The sequence below is a fragment of the Streptomyces sp. NPDC007095 genome (assembly GCF_040634475.1).
Classification (GTDB): domain Bacteria; phylum Actinomycetota; class Actinomycetes; order Streptomycetales; family Streptomycetaceae; genus Streptomyces.
The window spans coordinates 37004-63559 of the sequence record NZ_JBEYFS010000005.1; the positions used below are offsets into that span (position 1 = coordinate 37004).

Genomic DNA, 26556 nt, shown 5'->3' on the forward strand with positions numbered 1-26556 from the left:
CGCGCTGCACTCCGGTCCCGAACCAGCGAATCAGCCAAGGCCGTTGATGACAGCCGAGGCACCGCACGCCGGGACCATCTGCCTCATCTCCGGCTGGAGACCATCCTGCTTCCTCTCTCAATCCAAGATCCGGACCAGTCGCGGGCCAAAGCACTACGCAGAACCTCTGGCGTACGCCATCTGCGCAGGTCGGCAGGCATCACGCCGGTGTACCACCAGCAGACCAAGAACCTCCTGGTGTCCTGCTCGCCGAAGAAGCCGGGCTTCTTCTAGACACTAAAAAAGGGCGTCTGAACAGGGCAGATGCCCGTCAGGTGCCCTTTTCGGCGCACACCTGAGCAGGGATTCGAAAGATGCCGGCGTGGCGCAGGTCGTAGGGGCGCTTCCCCGGCGCAAGGGCGTGCTCTTCAAGGCTGAGAACAGCCTCGGGCGGCACTCCTTCACCAGTCACCGCGGACGTCGCCGAGCTCTCCTGCTGCGCCGGCTGAAGGCACAGCGTGCCGGTCGAGATCCTGCACGGATCGACCGGCGTCGGGCTGAAGTACACCCGGTGGCTGCCGCGCCCGCCGAAGGTTCTGGCGGGCAGGTATGTGACATATGTGGCATGTGTGACAAGATGGCTTGTGCGGCATTTGGTGCTGCCGGGAACTTCTCGGCCGAACCCTCGGCTGGGAGGTCTCAGACAGGCGAGAGGAGTGCATCATGATCGCCAAGCTGCTCGGCAAACTGTCCTTCACCCGCCACTACGGTGCGTACGGGGAACACGAATGGGACGGGTACGCCGGGGACGACCGGGTTTGACCGCACTGCCGACGCGCGCCCCCGGGCGCCCGTCGGCTCCCGGCCACGCTGCCGACGGTATCGGCCTGGACAGGTACCAGTGTCAGGGACGATCTCATGGGCCGAATGAACGAGCCGCCGCGGCTGCCCGAAACCAGCTTCGCGGCCTGGAGCCGCGACCGGCTGGCAGTGGCGCGCCGTGGCGCTGACGAGTGCGGGGACGTCTGGCAACTGGACTCAGGTGTCTACGTAGCCGCTGGGGCCGGGCCGTGTGAAGAAGTCCTGCGCCAGGCGCAGGACTTCCCCAAGGCACCCTCGCCTCTCTTCCCGCCGTTGAAGCGGTCGGGCGGAGCACCGACGCCTGAGGAGCGTGCGCGCGCTCACGCCGCCCGCATGCGAGGACTGCGCCCGCAGGCGGTCGCAGCCCGGATCGGTGAGATTGCGCCCAGTGCCGCTCGATTCGCTGAGCAGTGGCCCACGGGCCAGGACGTCGAAATCCTGCCCCCGGTGAGGCACGCCCTGGCGGAGATCGGCGTGCGCTACCTCTTCTCCGAAGACGCCCCCACCCTGCTGCCCTTTGCCTCACGGCTCTTCCTGGCCCGGGAGGTGCTCGTACGCCCCTCGCGCTGGGTATGGCCGCGCTGGATGCCCACACCGGCTCGGCGGTTCCGCACACGGCAGCAAGTCGCCTTCACCAACGCTCTGCGGCCCATCGTCCGCCGGCGTCGTTCATCGGGCCGGCTCGGTGACGACACGCTGGGACAGATGCTCCGGCCCTCCCCCCGCTACGGCCTACTGCCGGAAGAGGCCGTCCTCGACACTCTCCCCGGAATCACCGTCGCCACCTTCGAGACACCTTCCCGGGCAGCCGGATGGATCCTGCTCTATCTGGCCCGGTATCCCCAGGCAGCGGACCGCGTCGCGGCCGAAGCCGCCTTGCTGCCCGCGGATCCGGCCGCCACGACCAGCACCCACCTCGACCGCCTGCAATACACCCAGGCACTGGTGCGCGAGGTGCTCCGACTGCACCCCCCGAGCTGGCTACTGACCCGGCGCGCCACGCGACAGACTCAGCTCGCCGGCTACACCATCGATGCCGGGTCCACCGTTCTCGTCTGCCCCTACACCGCCCACCGCGACGCACGGGAACACTCCGAGCCGGACCAGTTCCAACCCGAGCGCTGGCTCGATGATTCGTGCTCGCGGGCCAAACCCGGGGTATTCCTCTCCTTCGGTACCGGGCCGCACGGCTGCGAGGGAGCCGCTCTGGCCATGGCGATGCTGACACTCCTGACTGCGCAGACCGCCCGTCGCTACCACTTGAGCGAGCCGCCCGGACCGGAACCCAGCTACCAGGTCACCACCTTCGAAGGTCTCACACCTGTCGGCCTGCGTCTGCGTGCCACCTTGCGCAGCTGAGGGCAGTCCTGCTTTCAGTGGCAGGCCGCCTCCGCCTTCGATGACAGGCCGCCTCCACCTGCGAACAGCGAACGTTGATCAAGTTCGAGTGCCGTTCCGCACACGCTTGGATGACCCGCTCATGGTTCGCCCATCGCGTGTCGCTGGTCGAACTCGTTGGCCCACAGGCGCCCTTCCTCGGTGAAGCCGAGCCGACGCTCTCGGCGGACCGCGATAGATCCAGCCGGCTCCCTCACCGCCCGTCTTCGTCGGCGTAGCGCGTGAACGCTGTCCAGTCGTCGGGCTCGATAGCGCGTAGGCGTATCCGTTCACCATTCCAGGACGATGCCATGCCCTGGTCGATCATGCTGCGGTGCGCGCCAGGCTGAGAGGCACGCCGAGGCAGGTGTTGCCCGCCGTGCTCTGCCTCACCGCTGATCGTCGCCCTCGTCCGGAGCAGCGGGGGTACAGGACCTCGTGCTCTCGCCGTTCGGCGGGCAGCGCCCGCAAAGCGGTGACAGCGGCATCCGGGTAGCGGGGCGTCCACGGCACCGCGGCGTTCAGGACCAGGCCGGCGCACCGAGCTGGTCCTCCTGCCCCTCGCGGTAGGCCTGCATGATCTGCCCGCGCCCGCCGTGGCAGACGTCCCGGGCGAGCCTGTGACCGAACTCCTGCACCGTGAGCTGCCGGTTCATCAGAAGCCGGGGGCGGAGCCGGTGAAGAACCACAGGGCGGCTGTGTACCACATCAGGGCGATGGCGGTGACCAGGACGCCGCCGGCGGCCGGAAGCGCCCAACCGGGCAGTCGGCGGCTGTGTACCACCAGCACCTTGGCGACGAACGCGCCGTACAGGACGCAGCCCATGATGGAGTGCACCGCCACTCGGCTGCTCGTGAACTCAACTCCGTAGGCGGTGACGCAGTGGTAGGAGATGGGCAGCGAGAGCAGAAAGGCAAGGAGGCCGATGAGCCGGTGTGTGGGGTTCACCCGGTGCGGCGCGGCCCCCGCTCCCGGTAGGCGCCGGTACATCCACAGCCCGAGCAGCAGTTGGACGACCGCGAGTGTCATCAGAGCGCTGCCCAGGCGCGCCTTGAGGTCGACGACGCCGACGCCGTGCTGCCCGAACAGGCCGCTGGTGTAGTCGGGTGTGTGCGTGCGGCCGAACGCATACACCCCCACCGCGACCGCGACCGGCAGCAAAGCAGCCAAAAAGCCCGCCGCCGTTCGTCCGGGACGCCGCATCCGCGCGCCCGTGTGCCCGGTCATCGGTCCCCCGTCAATCGGGTTCGACCTTGCTGCCGGACGCGTTTACGACGTACCACTGTGGTGTCGAACGCGCTGCCGGGTGCGGCCGAGCCGATGTATACGGGGATGCCCGCCGGCAGCGCTCCAGATGCGGGCCTGACGCAGGCGGACGAGATCGTCCGGCTGGGACAGCCGCATGCAGCAGCAAGCGGCGTGGCGGAAACCGCCGGCACTGTCGCCGCGGCCATTCCTTTCATGAGCGCTCCATGGTGTCGGGCGACGCATCCAGGCAGCCGCGGGAAACGACCACAGCGGACCTCTTCTCCCAGTTGGCCCCGGGTGCTCGGGTCCTGTCCACTCCAACTGGTCCGGCCGGGCAGTCGCTGCTCCCTTGGTGAGGTCCCCTCCTACCTGCCTTCGGCTCGTCAGGGTGACGTCGAGTCGTCGAGGGCCGGCCGGTTTTGGCGATGAAGCCGTCGAGGATCTGGGGCCGGTACAGGAGGCGTTTGAGCCGGTTGCGGACGAGCGTCTCCAGGCGGTCGAGGGCGACAACGGCGAGGTCGGCCAGACTGCGTTTTGACGTGCGTGCGCCCACACGCCCTCGACCGGGTCGAGGTCGGGCGAGTGGGCAGGCAGCAGGAACACCGTCAGCCGCTCCCGCTCGGCGATCAACTGCAGCATCGTGCAGGAGTCATGGGTGTTAGACCGGTCCCACACCAGCACGATCGGTGCCCTGACGAGCTGGTGGACGCCGTCGATCGGCAGCCTCGTCGGGAACCCCGGCCCAGGCACTAAGCGATCGCGCGCACCGCGGCCGCGGTCAGGGTGGTCGCGGTCCGTACGGCGCTGGTGACGGCCTCGTCGGGGTCGAGCCCGCACAGATCTGTGAGAGTGAAGAGCGACTCGGCGCTCACGACCACCGCGAGGTCCCGCTTGAGCTGGATGAACGCGTCCGGGTCCGTCGCGCCGAGCGTGCCCTCCAAAGGGAGGAGCGCATGGTCGATGAGTCCGAAGCGAATGCCCGGTCGCGTGGTCACCGTCTCGGGCCGGGTAATGGTGGCGGCGATCATCGCGCGTACCGAGCCCTGCCGGGCGAGGATGCCGCGAAGGAGGAACTCGCAGGCGAAGGCGACGCGCTCGACGGGGTCGGCGGAGTCCGCGACCGGCGCGAGCGCCTCGGCGGGGGGCGGCCAGACGCCGGCCAGGGCCTCACTGATCAGCGACGGCAGGTCGGGGAAGTACCGATAGGCGGTGGCCTCGGAGACCAGGGCCGCGCGGGCGATCGCGGGCATGGTCACCTCGGCGCCCGTGCCGGTGAGATCCCGGGCGGCCGCCACGATCGCCGTCCGCGTGCGCTGCTTCTGGTTGGTGCGGCCGGTGCCCGCCTGCGCCGTCATTGTGGGACTCCTCCTGTTGGCTCACCCGCATTTTAGCAGTCACCGCTCGTCATGAGAGTCGACTTGCATTACGCCACTCGACTTCTCTACTCTCATGAGAGTCAGCTCTCACGAAGGAGAAGCAATGAGCACGGTTTCCGTGGTCGGCCCGGACGACGGCGAGACGATCCAGCTGGGCCCCACACAGATGCGCATCCTCGAGGACGGGAGCACCACCGGGCACCGCCTCGGAATCGGAGAGATCACCATCGCCCCGCACACCCAGGGCCCGCCGCAGCACCGCCACGCCCAGCACGACGAGGGCTTCTACGTCGTCTCCGGCACCGTGCACTTCACCATCGGGGAGACGACCCACGTGGCCCCGGCCGGGACGCTCGCCATGATCCCGCCCGGCGCCCCGCACACCTTCGCCAACCTCGGTGACACGCCCGCGGTGATGCTCAACACCTTCACGCCCGACCTGTACGTCCAGTACTTCCGCGACCTGCGGAACATGATCGCGGGTGGCCAGGAGCTGACCCCGGAGTCGACCGTCGCGGTGATGAACCGCTACGCCACCGTCCCCGCGACCGATTTCGCGTGACGGCAACCCCCTTCCCTCTCGACTTCCCCTTCGACGCAGCCCACTCGAGGAGCACCGAATGACCCGCAGCACCCACACCCTCACGCTCGACCAAGGCACCCTCGACATCACCGTCGACCTCTTCGGGCAGGAGGGGCACCCCTTCCTGCTGCTGCACGGAGGCGGCGGCCCGCAGACCGTCACCCCGTTCGCCGGCCTGCTGGCCGAGCAGCGTCCGGCCAGGGTGTTCACGCCCGTCCACCCCGGCTTCGACGGCACTGCCCGCCCCGAGTGGCTGACCGACGTCACGACCCTGGCCCAGGTCTACGCCCAACTGCTCGACGCTCTCGACCTGCGGGACGTCGCCGTTGTCGGCAACTCGATCGGCGGCTGGATCGCCGCCGAACTCGCGACCCTGGGCAGCCCTCGCATCAGCAGCATCACCCTCGTCAACGCCGTCGGCATCCCCGTCCCCGGCCACCCGATAGCCGACACCTTCTCCTTGACGCCCGTCGAGCTGTCCCGACTGTCCTTCCACGACCCCTCGAAGTTCCGCTTCGACCCCAGCGCACTGACCGAGGCGCAGCGCGCGGTCATGGCCGCCAACCGTGCCACCCTGCAGATCTATTCGGGCCCGCACGCCATGACCGACTCCACCCTGCCCGACCGCCTCGCCAAGGTCACCCACCCGACCCTGGTCGCATGGGGCGCAAGCGACCAGGTCGTGGACGCCGACTACGGACGCGCGTACGCGCAGGCCATCCCCGAAGCGGAGTTCCGTCTGCTGGAAGGCACCGGCCACATGCCCCAGACCGAGACGCCCGAGGAATTCCTCCCGGTGCTCTGGGACTTCGCCGAGGCCCACACCACCGACCGGCCGCGGCACTGACCCCGGAAAGGGCGGCCGACGTGTCTCAACCCGACCGCAGCAGACCTTTGCTGGTCCTGGCCGTCTGCTGCCTGAGCGTGCTGCTGGTCAGCCTCGACACCACGATCCTCAACGTCGCCCTGCCCTCGATACAGGAAGACCTGCACAGCTCCGTGTCGGGCCTGCAGTGGACCCTCGACGCCTACACCATCGTGCTGGCCTCGCTGCTCATCCTGGCCGGCTCCACGGCCGACCGCGTCGGAAGACGACGTGTCTTCCTCCTCGGGCTCGTGTGGTTCACCGGCGGATCGGCGCTGTGCAGCGTGGCACCGTCGCTGGACTGGCTGATCGTCTTCCGCATGGCGCAGGCGGTGGGCGGCTGCATGCTCACCCCGGTCGCCATGGCCATCCTCGCCAACGCCTTCCCCGGGCCGCGGGAGCGGGCAAGGGCCATCGGCGTGTGGGGCGGGGTGGTGGGCATCAGCATGGCGGCCGGTCCGATCCTCGGCGGCGTACTGGTGCAGACGGCCGGGTGGCGGTCGGTGTTCTGGCTGAACGTGCCGATCGGGCTGGCCGCGCTCCTGCTCACGGCCCTGTTCGTCCCGGAGTCACGCGCGCCACGGCCCCGCAGGCTGGACCCGGTGGGGCAACTGCTGGTGATCACCGCGCTCGGCACACTGACGTACGCCATCATCGAGGCACCGGGCCGGGGTTGGACCTCCCCCGCCATCGTGACCTGCCTGATCACCGCGGCCGGTGCGCTGGCCGCCCTCGTCCCCTACGAGAGGAGGCGCGACGAACCGCTGGTCGACCCGCGTCTCTTCCACAGCGTGCCCTTCAGCGGGGCGACGGTGATGGCGGTGTGCGCCTTCACCGCGCTCGGTGGCTTCCTTTTCGCCAACTCCCTCTATCTGCAACAGGTGTTGGGGCTCAGCGCCCTGAGTACCGGGGTACACCTGTTGCCGATGGCGGTGCTGTCCCTGGTGTGCCCGCCACTGGCCGGGCGGATCGTGGGCAGCCGCGGCCCGCGTGTCCCGCTGCTGCTCGCCGGGGCCGGCATCACCGCCGGCGGCCTGCTGGCCGTCCCCGCCACCCGGTCAGCCGACCACTCGGACATCCTGATCTACGTGGCGTACGCACTGTTCGGACTGGGCTTCGGCTTCGTCAACGCGCCCATCACCCACACAGCGGTCTCGGGCCTGCCACGTGCCCAGGCCGGGGTGGCCGCCGCGATCGCCGCGACCAGCCGCCAGGTCGGCGCCGCACTCGGCATCGCGGTGACCGGCGCCGCGATCGCCGCCGGGGCACGCCCGGCCGCCTGGTGGATCATCGCCGGCTGCGGTCTGGCCATCCTCGCCCTGGGCATCCTGACCACCGGCCCCTGGGCGGCCCGCACGGCCGAAGGGAACGATCCGTCCGAACGCGTCCGAACGCGCGATCTCCAGGACTCCCGCCCCGTAGAACATCGGTCGTCAAAGGCCCTTTGCCGCACCCGAGTTGACGACACGTGACCACGATGCGCTCCGCTATGCTCGGCCCCGAACGAACGACGACGGAACGAACGAACAACGACCAATCGAACGACAGCCGGCGGGCGCCCAGTCCACCGGGAAGGAAACGTGAGAGAGCGCGTGATATCCGGAGATGGCGATCACCAGGCGGCGACGCGTTCGGAACACGGCTCAGGGCGGCTGATCGCCGGTCGGTATCTGCTTCACGACGTTCTCGGCAGAGGCGGGATGGGCACGGTCTGGCGCGCCCACGACCAGCTGCTGGACCGCCCGGTCGCGGCCAAGGAACTGAACGTCCTCACCCAGGGCGACGAGGATCAGCGCATACGGGTGCGTCGCGCGGTCCGTGAGGCGCGCGCGGTCGCCCGGGTGTCGCATCCCCATGTGGTGGGTGTCCACGACCTGGTCGAGTCCGAGGACCGGCTGTGGATCGTCATGGAACTCGTCGAGGGGCCCTCGCTGGCCCACGGGATCGCCGAGAGCGGACCGCTCACGCCGCAGCACACGGCTGCCCTGGGCGTGCAACTGCTCGACGCGCTGGAGGCCGTGCACGCGGCCGGCACCCTGCACCGTGATGTCAAGCCCGCCAACGTCCTGCTGCGCCGCGACGGCAACGCCGTCCTCACCGACTTCGGTATCGCGGCCCTGGACGACGGCGAGTCCCTGACGACCACCGGTGAACTGATCGGCTCCCTCGAGTACATGGCTCCCGAGCGGGTGATGGGATCGCCGGTCGGCCCGGCCTCCGACCTGTGGTCCCTGGGCGCGACCCTCGCCACGGTCTGCGGCGGGCAGTCCCCGTTCCGCAGGCCGGCACGGCCCGCGACGCTGCACGCGCTGGCGTACGAGGAACCCGTCCTGTCGGAGCGGCTCGGCCCGCTGCGCCCGGTCGTCGAGGCACTGCTGCGCAAGTCCCCCGACGAGCGCCCTTCGGCGGCCACCGCGCGTTCCGCGCTGTGGCGCGTCGCGGCGGGGGAGGCGGACGCCGGACCGCTGCCGTCACCGACCGTGCGGGTGCCGCGGCCTTCAGCCGCATTGACCGACGCGGACACCGTGACCAGCGGCCAGGGTCGACTCGTCCCGGCCGGGGAGCCCGTACCGACGGCCCAGCACACCACGTCACTCAAGCCACCGCCCCGGCAGTCGTCCCGCCCGAGTGGCCCGACGCGGCTGTGGTGGGCACTGGCCGGTACGGCGGTGCTGGTGGCGGGCGTCAGCGGCGGTCTGTTCCTCACCGGGGTGCTGCCGCTCAAGAAGGACGCCACGACGACGACCACCACTCAGGTCGTCCGGTCGACGACCGGCTGGCAGTCGGTGACCAGACTGGCCGTCCAGCGGGGGGACCGGGTCACCGTACGGTTCGTTTCAGGAGAATGGACGGTCGACTACCGGAACAAACCCGTGACCGGGCCGACCGGCTACGACGCGCTCACGGACCAGTCACTGGACGGGGCGAAGAGCTGCAAGATCAAGCCCGCGGCGCCGTTCGGCACCCTGCTGGCACGCCTCTCCGACAGTCAGGACGCCCCCGTCCACACCGTCGGGCGGAAACTGGCTTTCCGGGCAGCTCAAAACGGCCCCCTGCAACTGGGGATCAACGACGCCGCCGGGTCCTGCTCCGAGGACAACAGGGGCACGCTGACCGTAGAAGTGAGCGTCACACACCAACCCTGACGGGCGGCCGCCGCGCACCGAGCGCACGTGGCTCTTCCCTCGCCGTGCCACCTGGTTCTCCTCCCCCGACGTCGTGCAACCTGTCTGCAACCAAGCCAGGAGTTGACTGGGTGGGACCGACCGACCCTCGCGCGGAGCGGTGGCTTCCGTTTCCGCACATCAAGGTAGGGACACGCCATGGACCACCAGGAGACGACGGACGCCGCCCCGCGCGTCGAGCTGACGCCCTCGGCCGCCGAGTTGCTGCGGCGGCTGCGGGCGGTCCACGGACCGTTGATGTTCCACCAGTCCGGCGGCTGCTGCGACGGCAGTGCGCCCATGTGCTACCCGGAGGGCGAGTTCCGCACCGGCGGCTCCGACGTGCTGCTCGCCGAACTGGACGTCGAGGGGCTCGACGAGCCGGTGACGTTCTGGATGTCGAAGAGCCAGTACGAGCTGTGGAGCCACACGCGACTGATCGTCGACGTCGTGGCGGGCCGCGGCAGCGGTTTCTCCCTGGAAGCACCCGAAGGAGTGCGTTTTCTCATCCGTTCCCGCGTCGTAGACGCCTAGGCCCTGCGGAGGTCGTCACGGTCTGCTGCAATCCCCCTGAGTCCTAGGACAGTTGACGAGACCTCAGGGGGCACCGTGACACCTCGCGACGGACGGCTCAGAACAGCACTGACGGTACTCACGGCATGGAGCGCGCTGGCCGGTGCGGCCCTGGCGGGGGCGGCACCGGCCAGCGGCGTGCAAGGCACCCACACCTGGCACGGCACGGTCGCGGACGCGAAGGCCCTCACCGGCAAGGCCGTCGCCTCGGGCATCACGTACAAGGAGTTCGACGTCCCGGCCGCCCACGGCGTGGCACGCGCACACGTACTGAGCGTCGATCTGAGCAACCGTCATGTGCGGGTCGATCTCCTCCACTCCGCGGCCGTGGCCTCCCGGGCGGCCGTCTCCCGGCTGGCCGAGGCGCAGGGCGCCGTCGCCGGCGTCAACGGTGACTTCTTCGACATCTCCGAGACCCAGCATCCGGGGGTCGAGGCCACGGGCGCGACCGTGGGTCCGGCGATCGCGAACAGCCGCATCCTCAAGGCGGCGGTCCCGGACGGTCAGCGCTTCGGCCCCGCCCTGCCGCCCGGCACGACCACGAAGGACGTGCTCGGTGTGGGCCTGGACGGCCGGGCCCGGCTGGACAGTCTGGCCCTCGACGGTTCCGTGCGCAGCTCCCGGGGGCGGTGGGCGCTCGGTGGGCTCAACCAGTACGCGCTGCCGCAGGGTTCGATCGGCGCGTTCACCTCGGCCTGGGGCGGTGTCTCCCGGAAGCGGGCCGTCTGCGGCACCGACATCGACCGCGCCGCGCCCTGCAGCGCGGACACCTACGAGGTGACGGTCCGCCGCGGCCGGGTCGTGTCGGCGGCCACCACACCCGGCAGCGGTCCCATCGTGTCCGGCACCACCGTGCTGGTGGGGCGCGAGGCGGGCGCGCGGCAGTTGCGCGAGCTGGCGAAGGGGCAGGCGGTCCGCATTCAGCACTGGCTCGTCGCGGGCGGCAGCCGGATCCGGTACCGCTTCGCGATCGGCGGCCATCCGATCGTCACTCACGGGCAGCCGCTGCCCGGTCTGAACAACACCACCTCGGCCGTACGGACCGCCGTGGGCATCGCCAACAAGGGGCGGCGCCTGCTTCTGCTCGCCCTCGACGGCGCGCCCGCCTACCGCGGTGGACTGACCATCGCGGAAGTGGCGCACACCATGCGGACGTTGGGCTCCGTCGACGCGTTCGGTCTGGATGGGGGCGGCTCCACGACCATGGTCGCGCGGATGCCGGGAGCGGGCGCGGTGAGCGTCCTCAACCACCCCTCCGGGGGCACCGAACGCCCGGTCCCCAACGGCATCGGGGTGTTCTCACACAGCTGACACAGGGCTGACACGCACCTGGACCCGCACGTCAGGGGCGCAGGCTGCTCACGATGTCGGCCGTCGCGGTGAGCCCGTTCTGAATGGTCGGCGCCATGCTGGTGGTCGACAGATAGAAGCCGAGCAGTACGCAGACCACCGCGTGCGAGGGTTTCAGCGCGCCGTTGCGCAGGAAGACCACCGCGAGGATCAGGAGCAGTACCACCACAGAGATGGAAATGGCCATCGTCAACCTCCTCCGCCACGTCGACACCGCGGCTTTCGGCCGCAAGTGTCGCGTAGCGGAGGGTTCGTCCGGGCGGCTGACGTGTCCTCCGAACGTGTGGTGTCTACGCCCACTCGCACACCAGCGCGTGCACCTGCTCGTGCGCGTCCACTCGCGTGCGTGCTACGCGCACGCGTCTACTCGTGCGCGTCTACTCGTGCGCGTCGAGGAAGGCTTCGAGCCCGGCGAGGTCGTCGGTGTTGAAGTAGTCGATGCCGGCGGCCAGCAGTTCGCCCCACAGCGCCTCGCGTGCCGGGCCCGCCAGGTCGGGCGTCGCCCAGAACCGCACCTTCTGGTGGCGCCGGTGGGCCGCCGCGATGATGCCGCGCAACTTCGCACGCTCGGCATCGGGGAACGGGCCGTCACCCAGCCAGGTGAAGTTGAGCGTCCAGTTGTCCGAGATCAGCGGGATGAAGGAGGCGGGGGCCGCGCTGCCGAGGTCGGTCAGCCGGCCGTCGTAGAAGGCGCGCCGCACGCTCTGCGCCTCCATGGGCGTACGGGCGGCGCGGTCGCCGGAGATCACCGCGGTGATCGGCCCCGGGCGCACCCGGCCGTGCGCGTAGGTGGTGAACAGGTGCGGGTAGCGGCTCAGATGGCGGTCGAGTTCGAGGTACGTCGACGAGCCCTCGGTCTTGATGTCGATGAGGAGTTGCAGGGGCCCCCGGTAACCCCGGTAGACCGAGCCGCGGTTGGCCTTCACTCGGGCGGCGAGCGGGGCGAGGTAGAGGGATTCGAGGGTGCGGGTCGGGTCGAGGTCGGCCGGGTCGTGGGCGACGAGGAGTTGGTCGCCGACGAGGTAGATGTCGGCCTCGACGCTGCCGAAGCGGTGGTCGAGGGCGTCGAACAGGGGGCGCGGGTGCTCGTAGTCGTTGTGCGCGTGGGCACGCCACAGGGGGCGCGTGTGGTGCTTCTCCTCCCCCGCCAGTGCTCGCGAGGCGGGCAGGGCGACCGAGCCCGCCAGGGCGGCGCCGAGGGTGGTGAGGGCTCTGCGACGGGTGGTGAGGGCCATGCTCTGCCTCCCTTGAAGGGTGCGCTACGGACCTCAGCGAGTATGCGGTCCTGGGCAGCCCAACACACCCTGTGGTGAAGGGAGTTGGCCGGACTGCCGCTGTCCGTTCACTTCACCCGCGGTGCGCATGCCAAGAGGCCCGCCCCTGGTGGGGCGGGCCTCCGGCAGATGTACGTCAGGGGGCTTGCAGGTCCACCAGTTCGGCCAGCGCCGCGCGGTGGGCTCCCGCCGTGCCATACGCGATCGAGTCCGCCTTGGCCCGCTTCAGATACAAGTGAACCGGGTGCTCCCAGGTCATCCCGATGCCCCCGTGCAGTTGGAGGGCCTCCTCGGCGGTGTGGACGGCGACGGGCGCCGCGTACGCCTGGGCGACGGCGGCCGACACGTCGGTGTCCGCGCTGCCGGTCGCGAGCGCGTCGGCGGCGGCGCGGGCGGCGGCGCGTGTGTTGACGACCTCCAGCCACAGCTGCGCGAGCCGGTGCTTGAGCGCCTGGAATCCGCCGACGGGCCGGTTGAACTGCTTGCGTTCCTTGAGGTAGCGGACCGTCTCGGTCAAGCACCAGTCGGCGAGACCGAGTTGTTCGGAGGCGAGCAGTCCGGCGCCGCTGCGCAGGGCCCGTCGTACGGCGGGTTCGGCGGCGCCGAGGGGACGTGCCCGCACCCCGTCCAAGGCGACCGTGGCGAGCGGCCGGGTGAGGTCGAGGGACACCTGCGGGGTGACCGTCACGGCGTCCCCGTCCACCGCGTACAGCCCGCCGTCGTCCGCCGGAACCAGCAGCACGTCGGCCACCGCCGCGTCCGCGATCCCCGTCAGCTCCCCGTACAGGCAGCCGCCCTCGTTCCGTACGGTCTTGTGGGCGCCGCCGGGGGGCACGGACAGCGCGACGGCGAGCGCGCCGATCGTCCGGCCCGACGCCAGCGCCGAAAGCAGCCCGGCGGCCTCCTCGCCCTCGCAGGCCAGCAGCGCCTCGGTGGCGACGACGGCACTGGTCAGATACGGCACCGGCGCGACCGCACGCCCCAGCTCCTCCAGCACCACGGCGACTTCGCGGTGGGTGGCGCCCTGGCCGCCCAGCGACTCGGGCACGAGCAGGCCCGCCAGGCCCATCCCGTCCGAGAGCGCCTTCCACAGCTCGGGGTCGTGCGGGGTGTCCGACTCGGTGCGGGCGATGACACCCGCCGCGTCGCAGTGGTCGGAGAGGAGGCCGCGGACGACGGCGCGCAGCGCCTCTTCCTCCTCCGAGTAGAGCAGATCGGGCTGGGTGCTCTGTGTTGTCATCGGGCGAGGTCCTTCCACGCGACGTCCTTGTCGGTGCGCGGCTCGGACGGCAGGCCCAGCACGCGTTCGGCGACGATGTTCAGCAGGACCTCGCTGGTCCCGCCCTCGATGCTGTTGCCCTTGGAGCGCAGATAGCGGTAGCCGGCGTCGCGGCCGGTGAAGTCGACCAGTTCCGGTCGGCGCATCGTCCAGTCCTCGTACAGCAGGCCTTCCTCGCCGAGGAGTTCGACCTCCAGGCCGCTGATCTCCTGGTTGAGGCGGGCGAATCCGAGCTTCATCCCGGAACCCTCGTGGCCGGGCTGGCCCGCGACGAGCTGCTGGCGCAGCCGTTCGCCGGAGAGCCGGGCGACCTCGGCTTCCACCCACAGCTTCAGCAGCCGCTGGTACAGATCGTGGGTGCGCAGTTCGGGACGCTCGCGCCAGGTCTTGGAGACCGGGCCGATCATGCCGCCCTCGCGCGGGATGCGCATACCGCCGATGGAGACACGCTCGTTCATGAGCGTGGTCTGCGCGACCCGCCAGCCGTCACCGGCCTCACCCAGCCGGTGCGCGTCGGGAATGCGGACGTCGGTGAGGAAGACCTCGTTGAACTCGGCCTCGCCGGTGATCTGGCGCAGCGGCCGCACCTCGACACCCGGGTCGGTCATGTCGCAGATGAAGTACGTGATGCCGCGGTGCTTGGGCACGTCCGGGTCGGTGCGGGCGATGAGGATGGCCCAGCGGGCGAGGTGGGCGCTGGAGGTCCACACCTTCTGCCCGTTGACCACCCAGTTGTCGCCCTCCCGGACGGCACGGGTACCGAGCGCGGCCAGGTCGGACCCGGCACCGGGCTCGCTGAAGAGCTGGCACCAGACCTCCTCGCCGACCCACAACGGCCTGAGGAAGTCGCGCTTCTGCTCCTCCGTGCCGAAGCCGAGGATGGTCGGCGCGGCCATGCCGAGGCCGATGCCGATGCGCCGCGGGTCGTTGTCGGGGGCGCCGGCGGCCTCCAGTTCGGCGTCGACGACGGCCTGGAGGGTGCGCGGGGCGCCGAGCCCGCCGAGGCCCTCGGGGTAGTGCACCCAGGCGAGTCCCGCGTCGAAACGGGCCTTGAGGAAATCGAGCCGGTCCGTGGTCGCGGGCGGGTGCGCCGCCAGCAACTCCTTCGTACGGGTGCGCAGTTCGGCTGCGTCGGTCATGCGGCTGCTCCGTTCCCGAGAGAGGGCACCACGACGACCCGGCCGGTGGTGACACCGTCGCCGACCCGCTGCACGGCGGCCGCGCCGCCGCCCAGCGGCACGCGCTCGCTGACCAGCGGCTTGATGGCACCGCGCGCGGCCAGCTCGGTGAGCTGCTCGTGACAGTGCTGGATCAGCTTGGGGTTCTTGGTGCCGTACAGGCCCCAGTGCAGGCCGAGGATCGCGTAGTTCTTCACCAGGGCGTGGTTGAGCGCCGGGCTGGGGATCGAGCCGCTGGCGAAGCCCACGACGACGATCCGGCCCTCGAAGGCGACGACCTTGGTGGACTGGGTGTACGCCTCGCCGCCGACGGGGTCGTAGATCACGTCGGCACCCCGGCCGCCGGTGGCTTCCTTCACGGCTGCGATGACGTCCTGGGTACGTCGGTCGATGACGACGTCGCATCCCAGCTCGCGCGCCACGGCCACCTTGTCGGCCCCGCCGACCACGCCGATGACGGTGGCGCCCGCCGCCTTCCCCAGCTGCACGGCCGCGCTGCCGACCCCTCCGGCGGCGGCGTGGACGAGCAGCGTCTCGCCGGCTTCGAGACGGGCCCGGCGGTGCAGACCGAACCACCCCGTCTGGTAGCCGATGTGCAGGGCGGCCGCCTCGGCGTCGTCAAGGGTGTCGGGCGCGGGCAGCAGGGCGGCGGCGTCCGCGACGGCGTACTCGGCGAAACCGCCGTGCGGCAGCGCGGGGTTGGCCAGCACGCGGCGCCCGTCCTCGGTCTCGCCGCAGATCTCCACACCGGGCGTGAACGGCAGCGGCGGCCTGACCTGGTAGTGCCCGCGGCACATCAGCACGTCCGGGAAGTTGATGTTCGCCGCGCGCACCCTGAGCAGGACCTGCCCCTCACCGGGCACCGGTCGCTCCACGTCCTGGAGCTGCATCACCTGGCTCGGTTCGCCGAGCTGGTGTACTTGCCATGCCTGCATGCGGGGCCTCCACGGGACTGCTCTGTCTGACCGGGCTCGACCGCATACTAAGCGGTCGCTTGCCGATCAGGGAACAGTCGTGTGCGTCACGCCCTCACGAGCGGGTCGGACGCGCCCTCACGTGCATCCGCTCCCCCTGTGGCCCGAACAGGCTCAGGAACTCCACGGGCCCCTCTCCCGTCGACCCGAACCAGTGCGGCACCCGCGTGTCGAACTCGGCGGCCTCCCCCGGACCGAGCACCACGTCATGGTCGGCCAGCACGAGCCTCAGCCGCCCCGACATCACGTACAGCCACTCATAGCCCTCGTGGGTCCGGGGTTCCGGCTCGAGCTTGCGCTGCGGTTCGAGCACCTTGTACGCCTGGAGTCCGCCGGGCTGCCGGGTGAGCGGCCAGTGGGTGCGGCCGCCGCGCACGATCGGCTGGGCGCGTACGCGCGGGTCGCGCACCGGCGGCGCGCCGACCAGCTCGTCCAGCGCCACCTCGTGGGCCCGGGCGATCGGCAGCAGGAGCTCCAGGCTGGGCTTGCGCAGCCCCGACTCCAGCCGCGACAGCGTGCTCACGGAGATGCCGGTCGCCTCGGACAGGCCGGCGAGTGTCGCGCCCCGCTCCTTGCGGATGCGCCGCAGTCTCGGCCCGACCTCGGCCAGCACCTCGTCCGTCCGGGAATCGTCATCCATGCCCTTGCTCATGCCTCTATTGCAGATTCGGCAAAGCCGTTTGTCAATGCGGCACCGGCGGGGCGACCGTCTCCGGTGGAGGTGGTCACCATGACCGACATGACCGAGAGGTACGAGGCCGTCGTCGTCGGAGGCGGCGCGGCCGGCCTGTCCGCCGCACTGGTCCTCGGCCGGGCCCGGCGCCGCACGCTCGTCGTCGACGCGGGCGAGCCGCGCAACGCGCCGGCCGCGCATCTGCAGGGCTATCTGACCCGGGACGGCATGCCGCCCGCGGAGTTCCTCGCCGCGGGGCGCGAGGAGATCGCGCGGTACGGCGTCGATCTGGTCCGGGACCGGGCGGTGGACGTGTCCCGGCAACGCAGCGGCGAGTTCCTTGTGAAGCTCGCGGCCGGACGGACCGTGCACGCGCGGCGGCTGATCCTCGCCACCGGGCTGGCGGACGAGCTCCCGACGGTCCCGGGTGTCGCCGAGCGCTTCGGGCGGGACGTGCTGCACTGCCCGTACTGCCACGGCTGGGAGGTCCGCGACAAGTCCTTCGGGGTGCTGGCCGCCTCGCCGATGAGCGTCCACCAGGCGCTGATGGTCTCCCAGTGGTCGAAGGACGTCACCCTGTTCCTGCACACGGTCGCCGAGGAGGAGCTGACGGCCGACGACACGAGGCGGCTCGCCGCGGCCGGGGCCGCCGTGGTGTCCGGTGAGGTCGCGGGGCTCGTCGTCGAGGACGACCGGCTCACGGGGATCCGGCTCGCGGACGGCACCGTCCACGACCGCTCGACGCTCTTCGTGGCGCCGCGCGCGGTCCCCCGCAACGACCTGTTCCAGCGGCTGGGCGCCGAGCTGCGCGAGACCCCGTTCGGCACGTACCCGGTGGTCGACGAGACGGGCCTGACGACCGTGCCCGGCGTCTGGGCGGCGGGCAACGCGGTGGGCTTCGCCGAGCAGGTCGTGAACGCCGCGGGCGCGGGCTACCGGGCGGCGGCCACGCTCAACGGCGAGCTGCTCTTCGCCGACCTCGACGCGGCCCGGCCCTGGAGCTGAACCGCCCGGGTGTGGACGGCGTCCCTCCGTAGCACCATGGCTCCATGCTGCTCGCCCGGCTCGCCCGTGTGTCCCGGGAGGTCGCCGCCACCTCGGCGCGGTCCCGGAAGACCGCCCTGCTCGCCGAGCTGTTCCGGGACGCCGAAGCGGACGACGTGCCGATCGTGATCCCGTATCTGGCGGGCCGTCTCCCGCAGGGGCGGCTCGGCATCGGCTGGAAGCTGCTGAGCGGGCCTGTGCCGCCGGCGCCCGAGCCCTCGCTCACGGTGCGGGACGTGGACGCCCGGCTGACGGAGGTCGGCGCGGTCACGGGCACCGGTTCGCAGGCGGAGCGCAGGCGGCTGATGGACGAGCTGCGCGCGGCGGCCACCGAGGACGAGCAGCGGTTCCTGTTCGGGCTGCTCACCGGCGAGGTGCGGCAGGGCGCGCTGGACGCGGTCGCGGTCGAGGGGCTCGCCGAGGCGACCGGCGCGCCCGCCGCGGACGTGCGGCGGGCGGTGATGCTCGCCGGATCGCTGAAGACGGTGGCGCAGGCGCTGCTGACGGACGGCCCGGGGGCCCTGGACGACTTCCGGCTCACGGTGGGCCGCCCGGTGCTGCCCATGCTCGCCCACAGCGCCACGTCCGTGTCCGAGGCCGTGGAGAAGCTGGGCGCGTGTGCCGTCGAGGAGAAGCTCGACGGCATCCGCGTACAGCTGCACCGCGACGGCGACGACGTACGGATCTACACTCGCACCCTCGACGACATCACCGACCGGCTGCCCGAACTCACCTCCGCAGCGGTGGAGTTGCAGGGCACCCGGTTCATCCTGGACGGCGAGGTGATCGCACTGGACGAGGTCGGGCGGCCGCGCTCCTTCCAGGAGACGGCCGGGCGGGTGGGCTCGCGGGTGGACGTGGCCACGGCCGCCAAGAGCGTGCCGGTCTCTCCCGTCTTCTTCGACACGCTGTCGGTCGACGGGCGGGATCTGCTGGATCTGCCGTTCGCCGAACGGCACGCGGAGCTGGCGCGGCTGGTGCCCGAGCCGATGCGGGTGCGGCGCGCCCTCGCTCACGGCCCCGAGGACATCCCCTCGGCGGAACGATTCCTCGCCGAGACGCTGGAGCGCGGTCACGAAGGTGTCGTGGTGAAGGCCCTGGACGCCCCCTACAGCGCGGGCCGGCGCGGGGCGTCGTGGCTGAAGGTCAAGCCCGTGCACACCCTCGACCTGGTGGTCCTGGCGGCCGAGTGGGGCCACGGGCGGCGCACCGGCAAGCTCTCCAACCTGCACCTCGGGGCCCGCGCCGCGGACGGCTCCTTCGCGATGCTCGGCAAGACCTTCAAGGGCATGACGGACGCGATGCTGGTCTGGCAGACCGAGCGCCTCCGGGAGCTGGCCGTCGAGGACAGCGGCCACGTGGTCACCGTACGGCCCGAACTCGTCGTGGAGATCGCCTACGACGGTCTGCAGAGGTCCACCCGCTACCCGGCCGGGGTCACCCTCCGCTTCGCCCGCGTGGTGCGCTACCGCGAGGACAAGACGCCCGCGCAGGCCGACACGGTCCAGACCCTGCTCGCCGCACACCCGGAGGTGGCCCCGTGAAGGGGAAGCGCAGTGCGGGACTGCTGCTGTACCGGCGCGCCGACGACGGTCCGGAGGTGCTGCTCGGCCATATGGGCGGCCCGTTCTTCGCGCGGCGGGACGCCGGGGCATGGACCGTGCCCAAGGGCGAGTACGAGCCCGACGAGACCGCCTGGGACGCGGCGCGCCGGGAGTTCCAGGAGGAACTGGGGCTGCCGCCGCCCGACGGCGAGGCCGTCCCGCTCGGCGAGGTCGAGCAGAAGAACGGCAAGGTCGTCACGGCCTGGGCGATCGAGGCGGACCTCGACCCGGCGACCGTGGTCCCGGGCACCTTCGAGATGGAGTGGCCGCCGAAGTCGGGGCTGCGGCAGGAGTTTCCCGAGCTGGACCGGGTGGAATGGTTCGGCCTTGACCGGGCCGGGGAGCTGATCGTGCCGGCGCAGGCGGCGTTTCTCGACCGGCTGGCGGAGCACTCGGGCCTGTAGAGACTTATGGAGAACTGCCCGCTCGAAGAACAGCCCGCTTCAGGAGGTCGGCCATGCCCATCGCGACGGTGAACCCGGCGAACGGCGAGACGCTCAAGACGTACGACGCGCTCGGCGCCGAGGAGATCGAGCGGAGGCTCGCCAGGGCCGAGACCACGTTCCGCGACTATCGCACCACGTCCTTCGCCGAGCGGGCCCGGCTGCTGCACAAGGCGGCAGACCTCCTCGACGAGGAACGGGACGACATCGGCCGGGTGATGACCACGGAGATGGGCAAGCCCGTCAAGCAGGCCCGCGCGGAGGCCGCCAAGTGCGCGAAGTCGATGCGCTGGTACGCCGACCACGCCGAGGAGCTGCTCGCCGACGAGGAGCCCGCCGGCTCCGACGTCAAGGACTCCGGCGCCTCCCGCGTCCTGGTGCGCTACCGGCCGCTGGGCCCGGTGCTGGCCGTCATGCCGTGGAACTTCCCGCTCTGGCAGGTGGTCCGGTTCGCCGCGCCCGCCCTGATGGCGGGCAACGTCGGCCTGCTCAAGCATGCCTCGAACGTGCCGCAGACCGCCCTCTACCTGGAGGACCTGTTCCGCCGGGCGGGCTTCCCCGAGGGCTGTTTCCAGACGCTGCTGATCGGCTCGGGCGCCGTGGAGGACGTCCTGCGCGACCCCCGGGTCAAGGCGGCGACGCTGACCGGAAGTGAACCGGCGGGGCGCTCGGTGGCCTCGGTCGCCGGGGACGAGGTCAAGAAGACGGTGCTGGAGCTGGGCGGCAGCGACCCGTTCGTCGTCATGCCGTCCGCCGACGTGGACCGGGCGGCGAAAACCGCGGTGACGGCCCGGGTGCAGAACAACGGGCAGTCGTGCATCGCCGCCAAGCGGTTCATCGTGCACACGGACGTGTTCGACGCCTTCGCCGAACGCTTCGCGGCCGGCATGAAGGCGCTGAAGGTCGGCGATCCGCTGGACGAGGACACCGACATCGGCCCGCTCTCCACCGAACAGGGCCGCGGTGACCTGGAGGAACTCGTCGACGACGCGGTGGAGAACGGCGCGACCGTGCTGTGCGGCGGCGAGCGCCCCGAAGGCTTCACGGAGCGCGGCTGGTACTACGCGCCGACCGTCCTCACCGACATCACCCCCGAGATGCGCGTCCACCAGGAGGAGACCTTCGGGCCGGTAGCCACGCTCTACCGCGCCGCCGATCTGGACGAGGCGGTGGCGCTCGCGAACGACACGCCGTTCGGGCTGAGTTCGAACGTCTGGACGAATGACGAGGCCGAGGTGGACCGTTTCGTACGCGACCTGGAGGCGGGCGGCGTGTTCTTCAACGGCATGACCGCCTCCCACCCGGCGTTCCCGTTCGGCGGGGCCAAGCGGTCCGGCTACGGACGTGAGCTGTCGGGGCACGGAATCCGCGAGTTCTGCAACATCACCACGGTATGGCACGGAGCGTAAGCGTTCCGCAGCTACGATCCCCCTGTGAACCGCGAAGTGACCCTGCCTCTGATCGTCGACGACCGCGGCACGTTGCAGGTGGCGGCCGCCGACGTCAGCAAACTGCTGCGCACGGTGGGCGGCCGGTGGCTGCACCTGGTGGAGGCCGGCCAGGACGGACTCGACGAGGACACGGTGGCGACGCTGACCATCGAACTCGCCAAACTCGCCGACCGCATCGACGTGGCCTGCATCGCGCACAGCAGCGGGACGACGTCCGACTGACGGCGCGCGTCCGCCCGGTCCGCGCGCCGGGCGGACGCGCCCTCAGGCCGGCCGCTGGTCGAGTTCCCACAGGGCGTGCCAGAACTTCGCCTCGTAGCTCTGCAGCAGCCGCCCGTACCGGAGGACCTCGGTCTCCCCGATCCGCCCCGCGTCCAGCCCCGCCTGTACAGCCGTGAGCGCCTTCCGCTCCAGCTCCGGGGCGGGTGCCGCGAAGAAGTCGAAGAAGCCGCACACCTCGCCACCGAAGCCGTACTGGCGGCGCAGGGCTTCGGCGATCGCCGAGCAATAGCCGCCCCACGTCGCGAAGTTGGCGCTCAGTGCGAGCACCACGTCGGCCGGTGAGCCGTTCAGGGCCAGCCACGCGACGTACGCGGGATAGGCCTGGCAGTCCGCGAGCGGCTCGTAGGCCGCCGCCCGCGCCTCGTCCACCCCGCAGGCGTCGGCAAAGGCACCCAGCCGGTCCTGGGCCAGAGCCTCACCCTCCGCGAGGAGGGCGAAGAAGGCGGCACTCTGCGGCTCGACGTCCGGACGCTCGGCCAGATGCAGGAACGCACGGCGGTCCGCGGCCATCACATGGCGCTGTTCGAGGGCGAGGGCGGCGAGCGTGGAACGCTGGGCCGCGCCCCGCGCGATGAGGGGCAACAGCCGGTTGGCGTGGGGGTCCGGGGCGAGCTTCGCCGTGGCGTCCTCCAGCAGTTCCCTGGCCGTGCGCACCATGGCGTACTCCTTCGGTTCGGCCGTCCCGGGGCCTCTTCCCGCGTGCTCCCGCACCCTCCCAAGAATCCCCGGAATGGAGTAACCCGACGAGAGATCCCCACGCTTCCGGGTGATCGTGGATGGACCACCCCGGTGGGTGAACCGCCCCCGTGGGTGAACCACCCTTCCGCCGGGGCACGAGAGTTCCCCGGAAGGCGAAAGAAGGCGCGTGTCATGGCGACTTTGTGCAGACCTTCGGTCTCCGTGCCGGAATACGTGATCACCATGGAGGAGACGCTGGAGCTGGCCCGCTCCCGTCATGAGGACCACCCCCAGCTGCCGTTGGCACTCCGGCTGATCGAGAACACCGGCGTCCAAACCCGGCACATCGTGCAGCCCATCGAGGAGACGCTGAAACACCCGGGCTTCGAGGAACGCAACAAGGTCTACGAGATTGAGGCCAAGGCCCGCGTCCCCGCCGTCATACAACGGGCACTGGACGACGCCGAGCTGCTCACCACCGACATCGACATGATCATCTACGTCTCGTGCACCGGGTTCATGATGCCCTCGCTCACGGCCTGGCTGATCAACTCGATGGACTTCAGCAGCGACACCCGGCAGATACCCATAGCCCAGCTGGGCTGCGCGGCCGGCGGCGCCGCGATCAACCGGGCCCACGACTTCTGCACGGCGTACCCCGACGCCAACGCGCTCATCGTGGCCTGCGAGTTCTGCTCGCTCTGCTACCAGCCGACCGACCTCAGCGTCGGCTCGCTGCTCTGCAACGGCCTGTTCGGCGACGGCATCGCCGCCGCCGTCGTCCGCGGCAACGGCGGCACCGGCATCCACCTGGAGCGCAACGGCTCCTACCTGATCCCCAAGACCGAGGACTGGATCATGTACGACGTCCGCGCCACGGGCTTCCACTTCCTACTGGACAAGCGGGTTCCCGGGACGATGGAACCGCTCGCCCCAGCCCTCCACGCCCTCGCGCGACAGCACGACTGGGACGCCTCCGACCTGGACTTCTACATCATCCACGCGGGCGGCCCCAGGATCCTCGACGACCTCAGCAAGTACCTCGAGGTCGCGCCGGAGGCCTTCCGGTTCAGCCGGGCCACCCTCACCGAGTACGGGAACATCGCCAGCGCCGTCGTCCTGGACGCGCTGCGCCGGCTGTTCGACGAGGGCGGCGCCGAGCACTCCGCACGCGGACTGCTCGCGGGCTTCGGCCCCGGCATCACCGCGGAAATGGCCCTGGGCCGCTGGCGCAACGCCAACGACGAGATGGTGTGAACCCGAATGACCCAGAAGACGATCACCGGGCCACTGCCGCCTGTCCGGCACTGGCCCGCCCTCGACCTGAAGGGCGTGGACTTCGACCCGGTCCTGACCGAGCTGATGCGCGAGGGACCGGTCACCCGGATCCAGCTGCCCAACGGCGAGGGCTGGGCCTGGCTGGTGACCCGCCACGACGATGTGCGCATGGTCGCCAACGACCCGCGGTTCGGCCGCGAGGCGGTCATGGACCAGCCGGTCACCCGGCTCGCCCCGCACTTCATCCCGGCCCGGGGCGCGGTGGGCTTCCTGGACCCGCCCGACCACACCCGGCTGCGCCGCTCGGTGGCCGCGGCCTTCACGGCGCGCGGGGTGGAGCGGGTCCGCGTCAGGGCCCGGCGCACGCTCGACGAGATGGTCGACGAGCTGCTGCGGGTCGGACCGCCCGCCGATCTCACCGAGGCGATCCTCAGTCCCTTCCCCATCGCGGTCATCTGCGAGCTGATGGGCGTCCCGGCCGACGACCGGCAGGGCATACACACCAGGACGCAGCTGATCCTGTCCTCCTCGCACGGTGCCGAGGTCAGCGAGAAGGCCAAGGAGGATATGGGCGCCTACTTCAGGAAGCTCATCGGCGCCCGGAGCGGCAGCAGGGACGAGGACGTCACCTCGCTGCTGGGCGCCGCCGTGGGCCGGGACGAGATCGATCTGGAGGAAGCCGTCGGACTCGCCGTCCTCCTCCAGATCGGCGGCGAGGCGGTCACGAACAACAGCGGGCAGATGTTCTACCTGCTCATGACCCGCCCGGCGCTGGCCGACCGGCTGCGCTCCGACCCGGAGATCCGCCCCCAGGCCATCGACGAGCTGCTGCGCTACATCCCGCACCGCAACACGGTCGGCCTGTCGCGGATCGCGAGGCAGGACATCGAGATCAGGGGCGTACTGATCCGGGCCGGCGACCCGGTCTACGTCTCGTACCTGGCCGCCAACCGCGACCCGGAGGTCTTCCCGGACCCGGAGCACATCGACTTCGAGCGCAGCCCCAATCCGCATGTGGCGTTCGGCTTCGGCCCGCACTACTGCCCGGGCGGGATGCTGGCCAGGCTGGAGTCGGAACTCCTGGTCGACGCGCTTCTGGAACGGATGCCGGGGCTGCGGCTCGCCGTCCCCCCGAGTCAGGTCCCGTTCAGGAAAGGCGCGTTGATCCGTGGCCCCGAGGCCCTGCCCGTGACGTGGTGAGCGACTGATGACCATGACCGAAGGGCTTCTCGTACCACCCGGTCACGGCCGGATCGTACAAACCCCGGCCCAGCACGTGACGTTCAAGGTGACCGGCTCACACTCGCGCACGGCGTCCACCTTCGAGGTACTGGTACCGCCCGGGTTCGACGTGGGCGCCCATGTGCACACGCGCAGCGAGGAGCTGTTCTACGTGCTCGAAGGCGAGCTGGACGTGCTCGCCTTCGAGCCCCTGATCCGGACCCCCGACAACTGGCAGAAGTGGGAGTCGAGTTCGGGCAGCAGGGTGGTACGGGCGACCCCGGGCACGGTCATCGTCGTGCCCCCGGGCTGTCCGCACGCCTTCTCCAACCCCACCGAGACCCAGGCGAAGATGTTCTTCCAGGCCTCCCCGCCCCCGGACCACGAGCGCTACTTCGAGGAGCTGCTCGAGATCCTGGGTTCGGGCGGTCCACCCGACCATGCGGCGATCGAGGAACTGAGGGCGAGGTACGACATCGAGCAACTCACCCCTCTGAAACACCGGTGAGGGTGGCGCCCCGTCTTCAGGGGGCGGGGCTGCGCCGGACACCTCTAGCGAATCGGCATTCCCGACAGCGTCCGCGCAATCACGAGCCGCTGAATCTCACTCGTACCCTCAAAGATGGTGTAAATGGCCGCATCACGGTGCATCCGCTCCACCGGATACTCACGGGTGTAGCCATTTCCACCCAGGATCTGGATCGCCTGCCCGGTGACCTTCTTCGCCGTCTCACTGGCGAACAACTTGGACATCGACCCCTCGGCCGCGGTGAACGGCTTCCCGTTGACCGCCATCCACGAAGCCCGCCACACCAGCAGACGCGCCGCGTCGATCGACGTACGCATGTCGGCGAGCTGGAACGCGACACCCTGATTGTCGATGATCGGACGTCCGAACTGCTCACGCGTCGTCGCATAGTCGAGTGCGACCTCGTACGCCGCGCGGGCCGTGCCCACCGCCATGGCCCCGACGGCCGGACGCGACGCCTCGAACGTGGCCATCGCGGCGTTCTTCACCCGCTCACCGCCACCCGCCTTCGCGCGCTCCCGGGCGCGGGCCAGGCGCTCGTCCAGCTTCGCCTTGCCGCCGAGCAGGCAGGAGCCGGGGATGCGAACGTTGTCGAGGACGACCTCGGCGGTGTGCGAGGCGCGGATGCCGTGCTTCTTGAACTTCTGCCCCTGGGAGAGGCCCGGCGTGTTCGGCGGCACGATGAAGGAGGCGTGACCCTTGGAGCCGAGGTCCGGGTCGACGACCGCGACGACGACATGGACATTGGCGATGCCACCGTTGGTCGCCCAGGTCTTGGTGCCGTTGAGCACCCACTCGTCCTTGGCCTCGTCATAGACGGCACGCGTGCGCATCGAGGCGACGTCGGAGCCGGCGTCGGGCTCGGAGGAGCAGAAGGCCGCGACCTTGACATCGGCAGCGTCACCATACATCTGCGGGATCCAGGTGCCGATCTGCTCCTCGGTGCCGTTGGCGAGGACGCCCACGGCGGCGAGGCCGGTGCCGACGATCGACAGGGCGATGCCCGCGTCACCCCAGAACAGCTCCTCCATGGCCATGGGTATACCGAGACCGGTCGGGTCGAAGTACTGCTGGGCGTAGAAGTCCAGGGAGTAGATGCCGACCTTCGCGGCCTCCTGGATGACCGGCCAGGGAGTCTCCTCGCGCTCGTCCCACTCGGCGGCCGCGGGGCGGATCACATCGGCGGCGAACCCGTGGAGCCAGTCGCGGACCTCCCTCTGTTCGTCGTTGAGCTCCATGGTGAACTCGGCCATGTCCCCTCCAGCACTGCA

Annotated in this window: 27 protein-coding genes and 1 pseudogene; 15 read left to right on the top strand and 13 right to left on the bottom strand. The window is 70.6% G+C overall.

The window, feature by feature from the left end; all coding sequences use genetic code 11:
* Positions 1 to 310 precede the first annotated feature (310 nt).
* Positions 311 to 547, bottom strand: coding sequence for a hypothetical protein (locus ABZ656_RS03080; RefSeq protein WP_360263927.1), 237 nt, complete (start codon positions 545 to 547; stop codon positions 311 to 313).
* Positions 548 to 1287: 740 nt separating this feature from the next.
* Here ABZ656_RS03080 and ABZ656_RS03085 point away from each other — a divergent pair.
* The gene (locus ABZ656_RS03085) at positions 1288 to 2199 is read left to right on the top strand and encodes a cytochrome P450 (protein WP_360263930.1); all 912 of its coding nucleotides are present in this window, start codon (positions 1288 to 1290) and stop codon (positions 2197 to 2199) included.
* Between the two features lie 483 nt (positions 2200 to 2682).
* On the opposite strand, the pseudogene ABZ656_RS03090 reads toward ABZ656_RS03085, so the two are convergent.
* The 4 genes and pseudogenes from ABZ656_RS03090 to ABZ656_RS03105 all read right to left on the bottom strand — a co-directional run.
* Positions 2683 to 2873: pseudogene (locus tag ABZ656_RS03090) on the bottom strand (Tn3 family transposase); the annotation flags it as partial.
* Positions 2873 to 3445 (bottom strand): DUF6529 family protein, encoded by a 573-nt coding sequence (locus ABZ656_RS03095; protein WP_101407804.1) that lies wholly within the window; start codon positions 3443 to 3445, stop codon positions 2873 to 2875. The gene ABZ656_RS03095 and the pseudogene ABZ656_RS03090, both read right to left, overlap by 1 nt.
* A 42-nt stretch (positions 3446 to 3487) precedes the next feature.
* The gene (locus ABZ656_RS03100; RefSeq protein ID WP_360264040.1) at positions 3488 to 4105 is read right to left on the bottom strand and encodes a hypothetical protein; all 618 of its coding nucleotides are present in this window, start codon (positions 4103 to 4105) and stop codon (positions 3488 to 3490) included.
* Between the two features lie 110 nt (positions 4106 to 4215).
* Positions 4216 to 4821 carry a TetR/AcrR family transcriptional regulator gene (locus ABZ656_RS03105; RefSeq protein WP_101407805.1) on the bottom strand — a complete coding sequence of 202 codons (606 nt, stop codon included), beginning with the start codon at positions 4819 to 4821 and terminating at the stop codon, positions 4216 to 4218.
* Positions 4822 to 4945: 124 nt separating this feature from the next.
* Between ABZ656_RS03105 and ABZ656_RS03110 the strand changes: the two genes are divergently transcribed.
* The 6 genes from ABZ656_RS03110 to ABZ656_RS03135 all read left to right on the top strand — a co-directional run bounded on the left by ABZ656_RS03110 (position 4946) and on the right by ABZ656_RS03135 (position 11338).
* Positions 4946 to 5404: a cupin domain-containing protein gene (locus ABZ656_RS03110; RefSeq protein ID WP_101407806.1), complete on the top strand. Its 459-nt coding sequence runs from the start codon at positions 4946 to 4948 to the stop codon at positions 5402 to 5404.
* Positions 5405 to 5462: 58 nt separating this feature from the next.
* Positions 5463 to 6272: an alpha/beta hydrolase gene (locus ABZ656_RS03115; protein ID WP_360263935.1), complete on the top strand. Its 810-nt coding sequence runs from the start codon at positions 5463 to 5465 to the stop codon at positions 6270 to 6272.
* A gap of 20 nt (positions 6273 to 6292) precedes the next feature.
* Positions 6293 to 7762, top strand: coding sequence for a DHA2 family efflux MFS transporter permease subunit (locus ABZ656_RS03120; protein WP_180362724.1), 1470 nt, complete (start codon positions 6293 to 6295; stop codon positions 7760 to 7762).
* 120 nt (positions 7763 to 7882) lie between these two features.
* Positions 7883 to 9436: a protein kinase gene (locus tag ABZ656_RS03125; RefSeq protein WP_360264043.1), complete on the top strand. Its 1554-nt coding sequence runs from the start codon at positions 7883 to 7885 to the stop codon at positions 9434 to 9436.
* Positions 9437 to 9613: 177 nt separating this feature from the next.
* On the top strand, positions 9614 to 9988 hold the full coding sequence (locus tag ABZ656_RS03130) for a DUF779 domain-containing protein (protein ID WP_101407810.1): 375 nt from the start codon (positions 9614 to 9616) through the stop codon (positions 9986 to 9988).
* A 75-nt stretch (positions 9989 to 10063) separates the two neighbouring features.
* Entirely contained in the window at positions 10064 to 11338 is a 1275-nt protein-coding gene (locus tag ABZ656_RS03135) for a phosphodiester glycosidase family protein (protein WP_360263940.1), read from the top strand.
* 31 nt (positions 11339 to 11369) lie between these two features.
* Here ABZ656_RS03135 and ABZ656_RS03140 read toward each other — a convergent pair whose 3' ends face one another.
* From ABZ656_RS03140 to ABZ656_RS03165, 6 genes are all read right to left on the bottom strand, one after another.
* Positions 11370 to 11564, bottom strand: a complete 195-nt coding sequence (locus ABZ656_RS03140) for a hypothetical protein (RefSeq protein WP_054228939.1) — start codon at positions 11562 to 11564, stop codon at positions 11370 to 11372.
* A 190-nt stretch (positions 11565 to 11754) separates the two neighbouring features.
* Positions 11755 to 12612: a phosphatidylinositol-specific phospholipase C/glycerophosphodiester phosphodiesterase family protein gene (locus tag ABZ656_RS03145; protein ID WP_360263945.1), complete on the bottom strand. Its 858-nt coding sequence runs from the start codon at positions 12610 to 12612 to the stop codon at positions 11755 to 11757.
* A 175-nt stretch (positions 12613 to 12787) separates the two neighbouring features.
* Positions 12788 to 13891, bottom strand: coding sequence for an acyl-CoA dehydrogenase family protein (locus tag ABZ656_RS03150; protein ID WP_360263948.1), 1104 nt, complete (start codon positions 13889 to 13891; stop codon positions 12788 to 12790).
* Positions 13888 to 15069 (bottom strand): acyl-CoA dehydrogenase family protein, encoded by a 1182-nt coding sequence (locus ABZ656_RS03155; protein WP_360263951.1) that lies wholly within the window; start codon positions 15067 to 15069, stop codon positions 13888 to 13890. The genes ABZ656_RS03150 and ABZ656_RS03155 overlap by 4 nt, the downstream gene beginning before the upstream one ends.
* Positions 15066 to 16043, bottom strand: coding sequence for an NADPH:quinone oxidoreductase family protein (locus ABZ656_RS03160; RefSeq protein ID WP_101407815.1), 978 nt, complete (start codon positions 16041 to 16043; stop codon positions 15066 to 15068). Before ABZ656_RS03160 ends, ABZ656_RS03155 begins: the two co-directional genes overlap by 4 nt.
* A gap of 94 nt (positions 16044 to 16137) precedes the next feature.
* Complete coding sequence (locus tag ABZ656_RS03165) at positions 16138 to 16734, bottom strand: XRE family transcriptional regulator (RefSeq protein ID WP_360263955.1); 597 nt, start codon at positions 16732 to 16734, stop codon at positions 16138 to 16140.
* An 87-nt stretch (positions 16735 to 16821) separates the two neighbouring features.
* Between ABZ656_RS03165 and ABZ656_RS03170 the strand changes: the two genes are divergently transcribed.
* The 5 genes from ABZ656_RS03170 to ABZ656_RS03190 are packed head-to-tail and all read left to right on the top strand — an operon-like array spanning position 16822 to position 21519.
* A complete protein-coding gene (locus ABZ656_RS03170) occupies positions 16822 to 17760 on the top strand; it encodes an NAD(P)/FAD-dependent oxidoreductase (RefSeq protein WP_360264046.1) in 939 nt (312 codons plus the stop codon).
* Positions 17761 to 17804: 44 nt separating this feature from the next.
* Positions 17805 to 19343 carry an ATP-dependent DNA ligase gene (locus ABZ656_RS03175; RefSeq protein ID WP_101407816.1) on the top strand — a complete coding sequence of 513 codons (1539 nt, stop codon included), beginning with the start codon at positions 17805 to 17807 and terminating at the stop codon, positions 19341 to 19343.
* Entirely contained in the window at positions 19340 to 19807 is a 468-nt protein-coding gene (locus tag ABZ656_RS03180; protein ID WP_101407817.1) for an NUDIX domain-containing protein, read from the top strand. The genes ABZ656_RS03175 and ABZ656_RS03180 overlap by 4 nt, the downstream gene beginning before the upstream one ends.
* Positions 19808 to 19860: 53 nt before the next feature.
* Complete coding sequence (locus ABZ656_RS03185; RefSeq protein ID WP_101407818.1) at positions 19861 to 21255, top strand: NADP-dependent succinic semialdehyde dehydrogenase; 1395 nt, start codon at positions 19861 to 19863, stop codon at positions 21253 to 21255.
* A 24-nt stretch (positions 21256 to 21279) separates the two neighbouring features.
* Positions 21280 to 21519: a DUF6213 family protein gene (locus ABZ656_RS03190; RefSeq protein WP_054228947.1), complete on the top strand. Its 240-nt coding sequence runs from the start codon at positions 21280 to 21282 to the stop codon at positions 21517 to 21519.
* 42 nt (positions 21520 to 21561) lie between these two features.
* Here the strand turns inward: ABZ656_RS03190 and ABZ656_RS03195 are convergent, their stop codons facing one another.
* Positions 21562 to 22236 carry a transcriptional regulator gene (locus ABZ656_RS03195; RefSeq protein ID WP_360263961.1) on the bottom strand — a complete coding sequence of 225 codons (675 nt, stop codon included), beginning with the start codon at positions 22234 to 22236 and terminating at the stop codon, positions 21562 to 21564.
* Between the two features lie 153 nt (positions 22237 to 22389).
* Between ABZ656_RS03195 and ABZ656_RS03200 the strand changes: the two genes are divergently transcribed.
* From ABZ656_RS03200 to ABZ656_RS03210, 3 genes are read left to right on the top strand one after another with little or no spacing between them, the layout of a single operon-like run.
* Complete coding sequence (locus ABZ656_RS03200) at positions 22390 to 23514, top strand: type III polyketide synthase (protein WP_360264049.1); 1125 nt, start codon at positions 22390 to 22392, stop codon at positions 23512 to 23514.
* A gap of 6 nt (positions 23515 to 23520) precedes the next feature.
* Complete coding sequence (locus tag ABZ656_RS03205; RefSeq protein WP_101407821.1) at positions 23521 to 24735, top strand: cytochrome P450; 1215 nt, start codon at positions 23521 to 23523, stop codon at positions 24733 to 24735.
* Between the two features lie 7 nt (positions 24736 to 24742).
* Entirely contained in the window at positions 24743 to 25264 is a 522-nt protein-coding gene (locus ABZ656_RS03210; RefSeq protein ID WP_101407822.1) for a cupin domain-containing protein, read from the top strand.
* 44 nt (positions 25265 to 25308) lie between these two features.
* On the opposite strand, the gene ABZ656_RS03215 is transcribed toward ABZ656_RS03210, so the two are convergent.
* Complete coding sequence (locus ABZ656_RS03215) at positions 25309 to 26538, bottom strand: acyl-CoA dehydrogenase family protein (protein ID WP_101407823.1); 1230 nt, start codon at positions 26536 to 26538, stop codon at positions 25309 to 25311.
* Between the last annotated feature and the right edge of the window lie 18 nt (positions 26539 to 26556).

Excerpts from the sequence above, each read along its gene's own strand:
- ABZ656_RS03130 (WP_101407810.1), top strand. The coding sequence starts at position 9,614 with ATGGACCACCAGGAGACGACGGACGCCGCCCCGCGCGTCGAGCTGACG.
- ABZ656_RS03150 (WP_360263948.1), bottom strand. The coding sequence starts at position 13,891 with ATGACAACACAGAGCACCCAGCCCGATCTGCTCTACTCGGAGGAGGAA.
- ABZ656_RS03110 (WP_101407806.1), top strand. The coding sequence starts at position 4,946 with ATGAGCACGGTTTCCGTGGTCGGCCCGGACGACGGCGAGACGATCCAG.
- ABZ656_RS03155 (WP_360263951.1), bottom strand. The coding sequence starts at position 15,069 with ATGACCGACGCAGCCGAACTGCGCACCCGTACGAAGGAGTTGCTGGCG.
- ABZ656_RS03160 (WP_101407815.1), bottom strand. The coding sequence starts at position 16,043 with ATGCAGGCATGGCAAGTACACCAGCTCGGCGAACCGAGCCAGGTGATG.
- ABZ656_RS03205 (WP_101407821.1), top strand. The coding sequence starts at position 23,521 with ATGACCCAGAAGACGATCACCGGGCCACTGCCGCCTGTCCGGCACTGG.
- ABZ656_RS03165 (WP_360263955.1), bottom strand. The coding sequence starts at position 16,734 with ATGAGCAAGGGCATGGATGACGATTCCCGGACGGACGAGGTGCTGGCC.
- ABZ656_RS03215 (WP_101407823.1), bottom strand. The coding sequence starts at position 26,538 with ATGGCCGAGTTCACCATGGAGCTCAACGACGAACAGAGGGAGGTCCGC.
- ABZ656_RS03095 (WP_101407804.1), bottom strand. The coding sequence starts at position 3,445 with ATGACCGGGCACACGGGCGCGCGGATGCGGCGTCCCGGACGAACGGCG.
- ABZ656_RS03210 (WP_101407822.1), top strand. The coding sequence starts at position 24,743 with ATGACCATGACCGAAGGGCTTCTCGTACCACCCGGTCACGGCCGGATC.
- ABZ656_RS03145 (WP_360263945.1), bottom strand. The coding sequence starts at position 12,612 with ATGGCCCTCACCACCCGTCGCAGAGCCCTCACCACCCTCGGCGCCGCC.
- ABZ656_RS03170 (WP_360264046.1), top strand. The coding sequence starts at position 16,822 with ATGACCGAGAGGTACGAGGCCGTCGTCGTCGGAGGCGGCGCGGCCGGC.
- ABZ656_RS03105 (WP_101407805.1), bottom strand. The coding sequence starts at position 4,821 with ATGACGGCGCAGGCGGGCACCGGCCGCACCAACCAGAAGCAGCGCACG.
- ABZ656_RS03175 (WP_101407816.1), top strand. The coding sequence starts at position 17,805 with ATGCTGCTCGCCCGGCTCGCCCGTGTGTCCCGGGAGGTCGCCGCCACC.
- ABZ656_RS03195 (WP_360263961.1), bottom strand. The coding sequence starts at position 22,236 with ATGGTGCGCACGGCCAGGGAACTGCTGGAGGACGCCACGGCGAAGCTC.
- ABZ656_RS03115 (WP_360263935.1), top strand. The coding sequence starts at position 5,463 with ATGACCCGCAGCACCCACACCCTCACGCTCGACCAAGGCACCCTCGAC.
- ABZ656_RS03100 (WP_360264040.1), bottom strand. The coding sequence starts at position 4,105 with ATGCTGCAGTTGATCGCCGAGCGGGAGCGGCTGACGGTGTTCCTGCTG.
- ABZ656_RS03185 (WP_101407818.1), top strand. The coding sequence starts at position 19,861 with ATGCCCATCGCGACGGTGAACCCGGCGAACGGCGAGACGCTCAAGACG.
- ABZ656_RS03140 (WP_054228939.1), bottom strand. The coding sequence starts at position 11,564 with ATGGCCATTTCCATCTCTGTGGTGGTACTGCTCCTGATCCTCGCGGTG.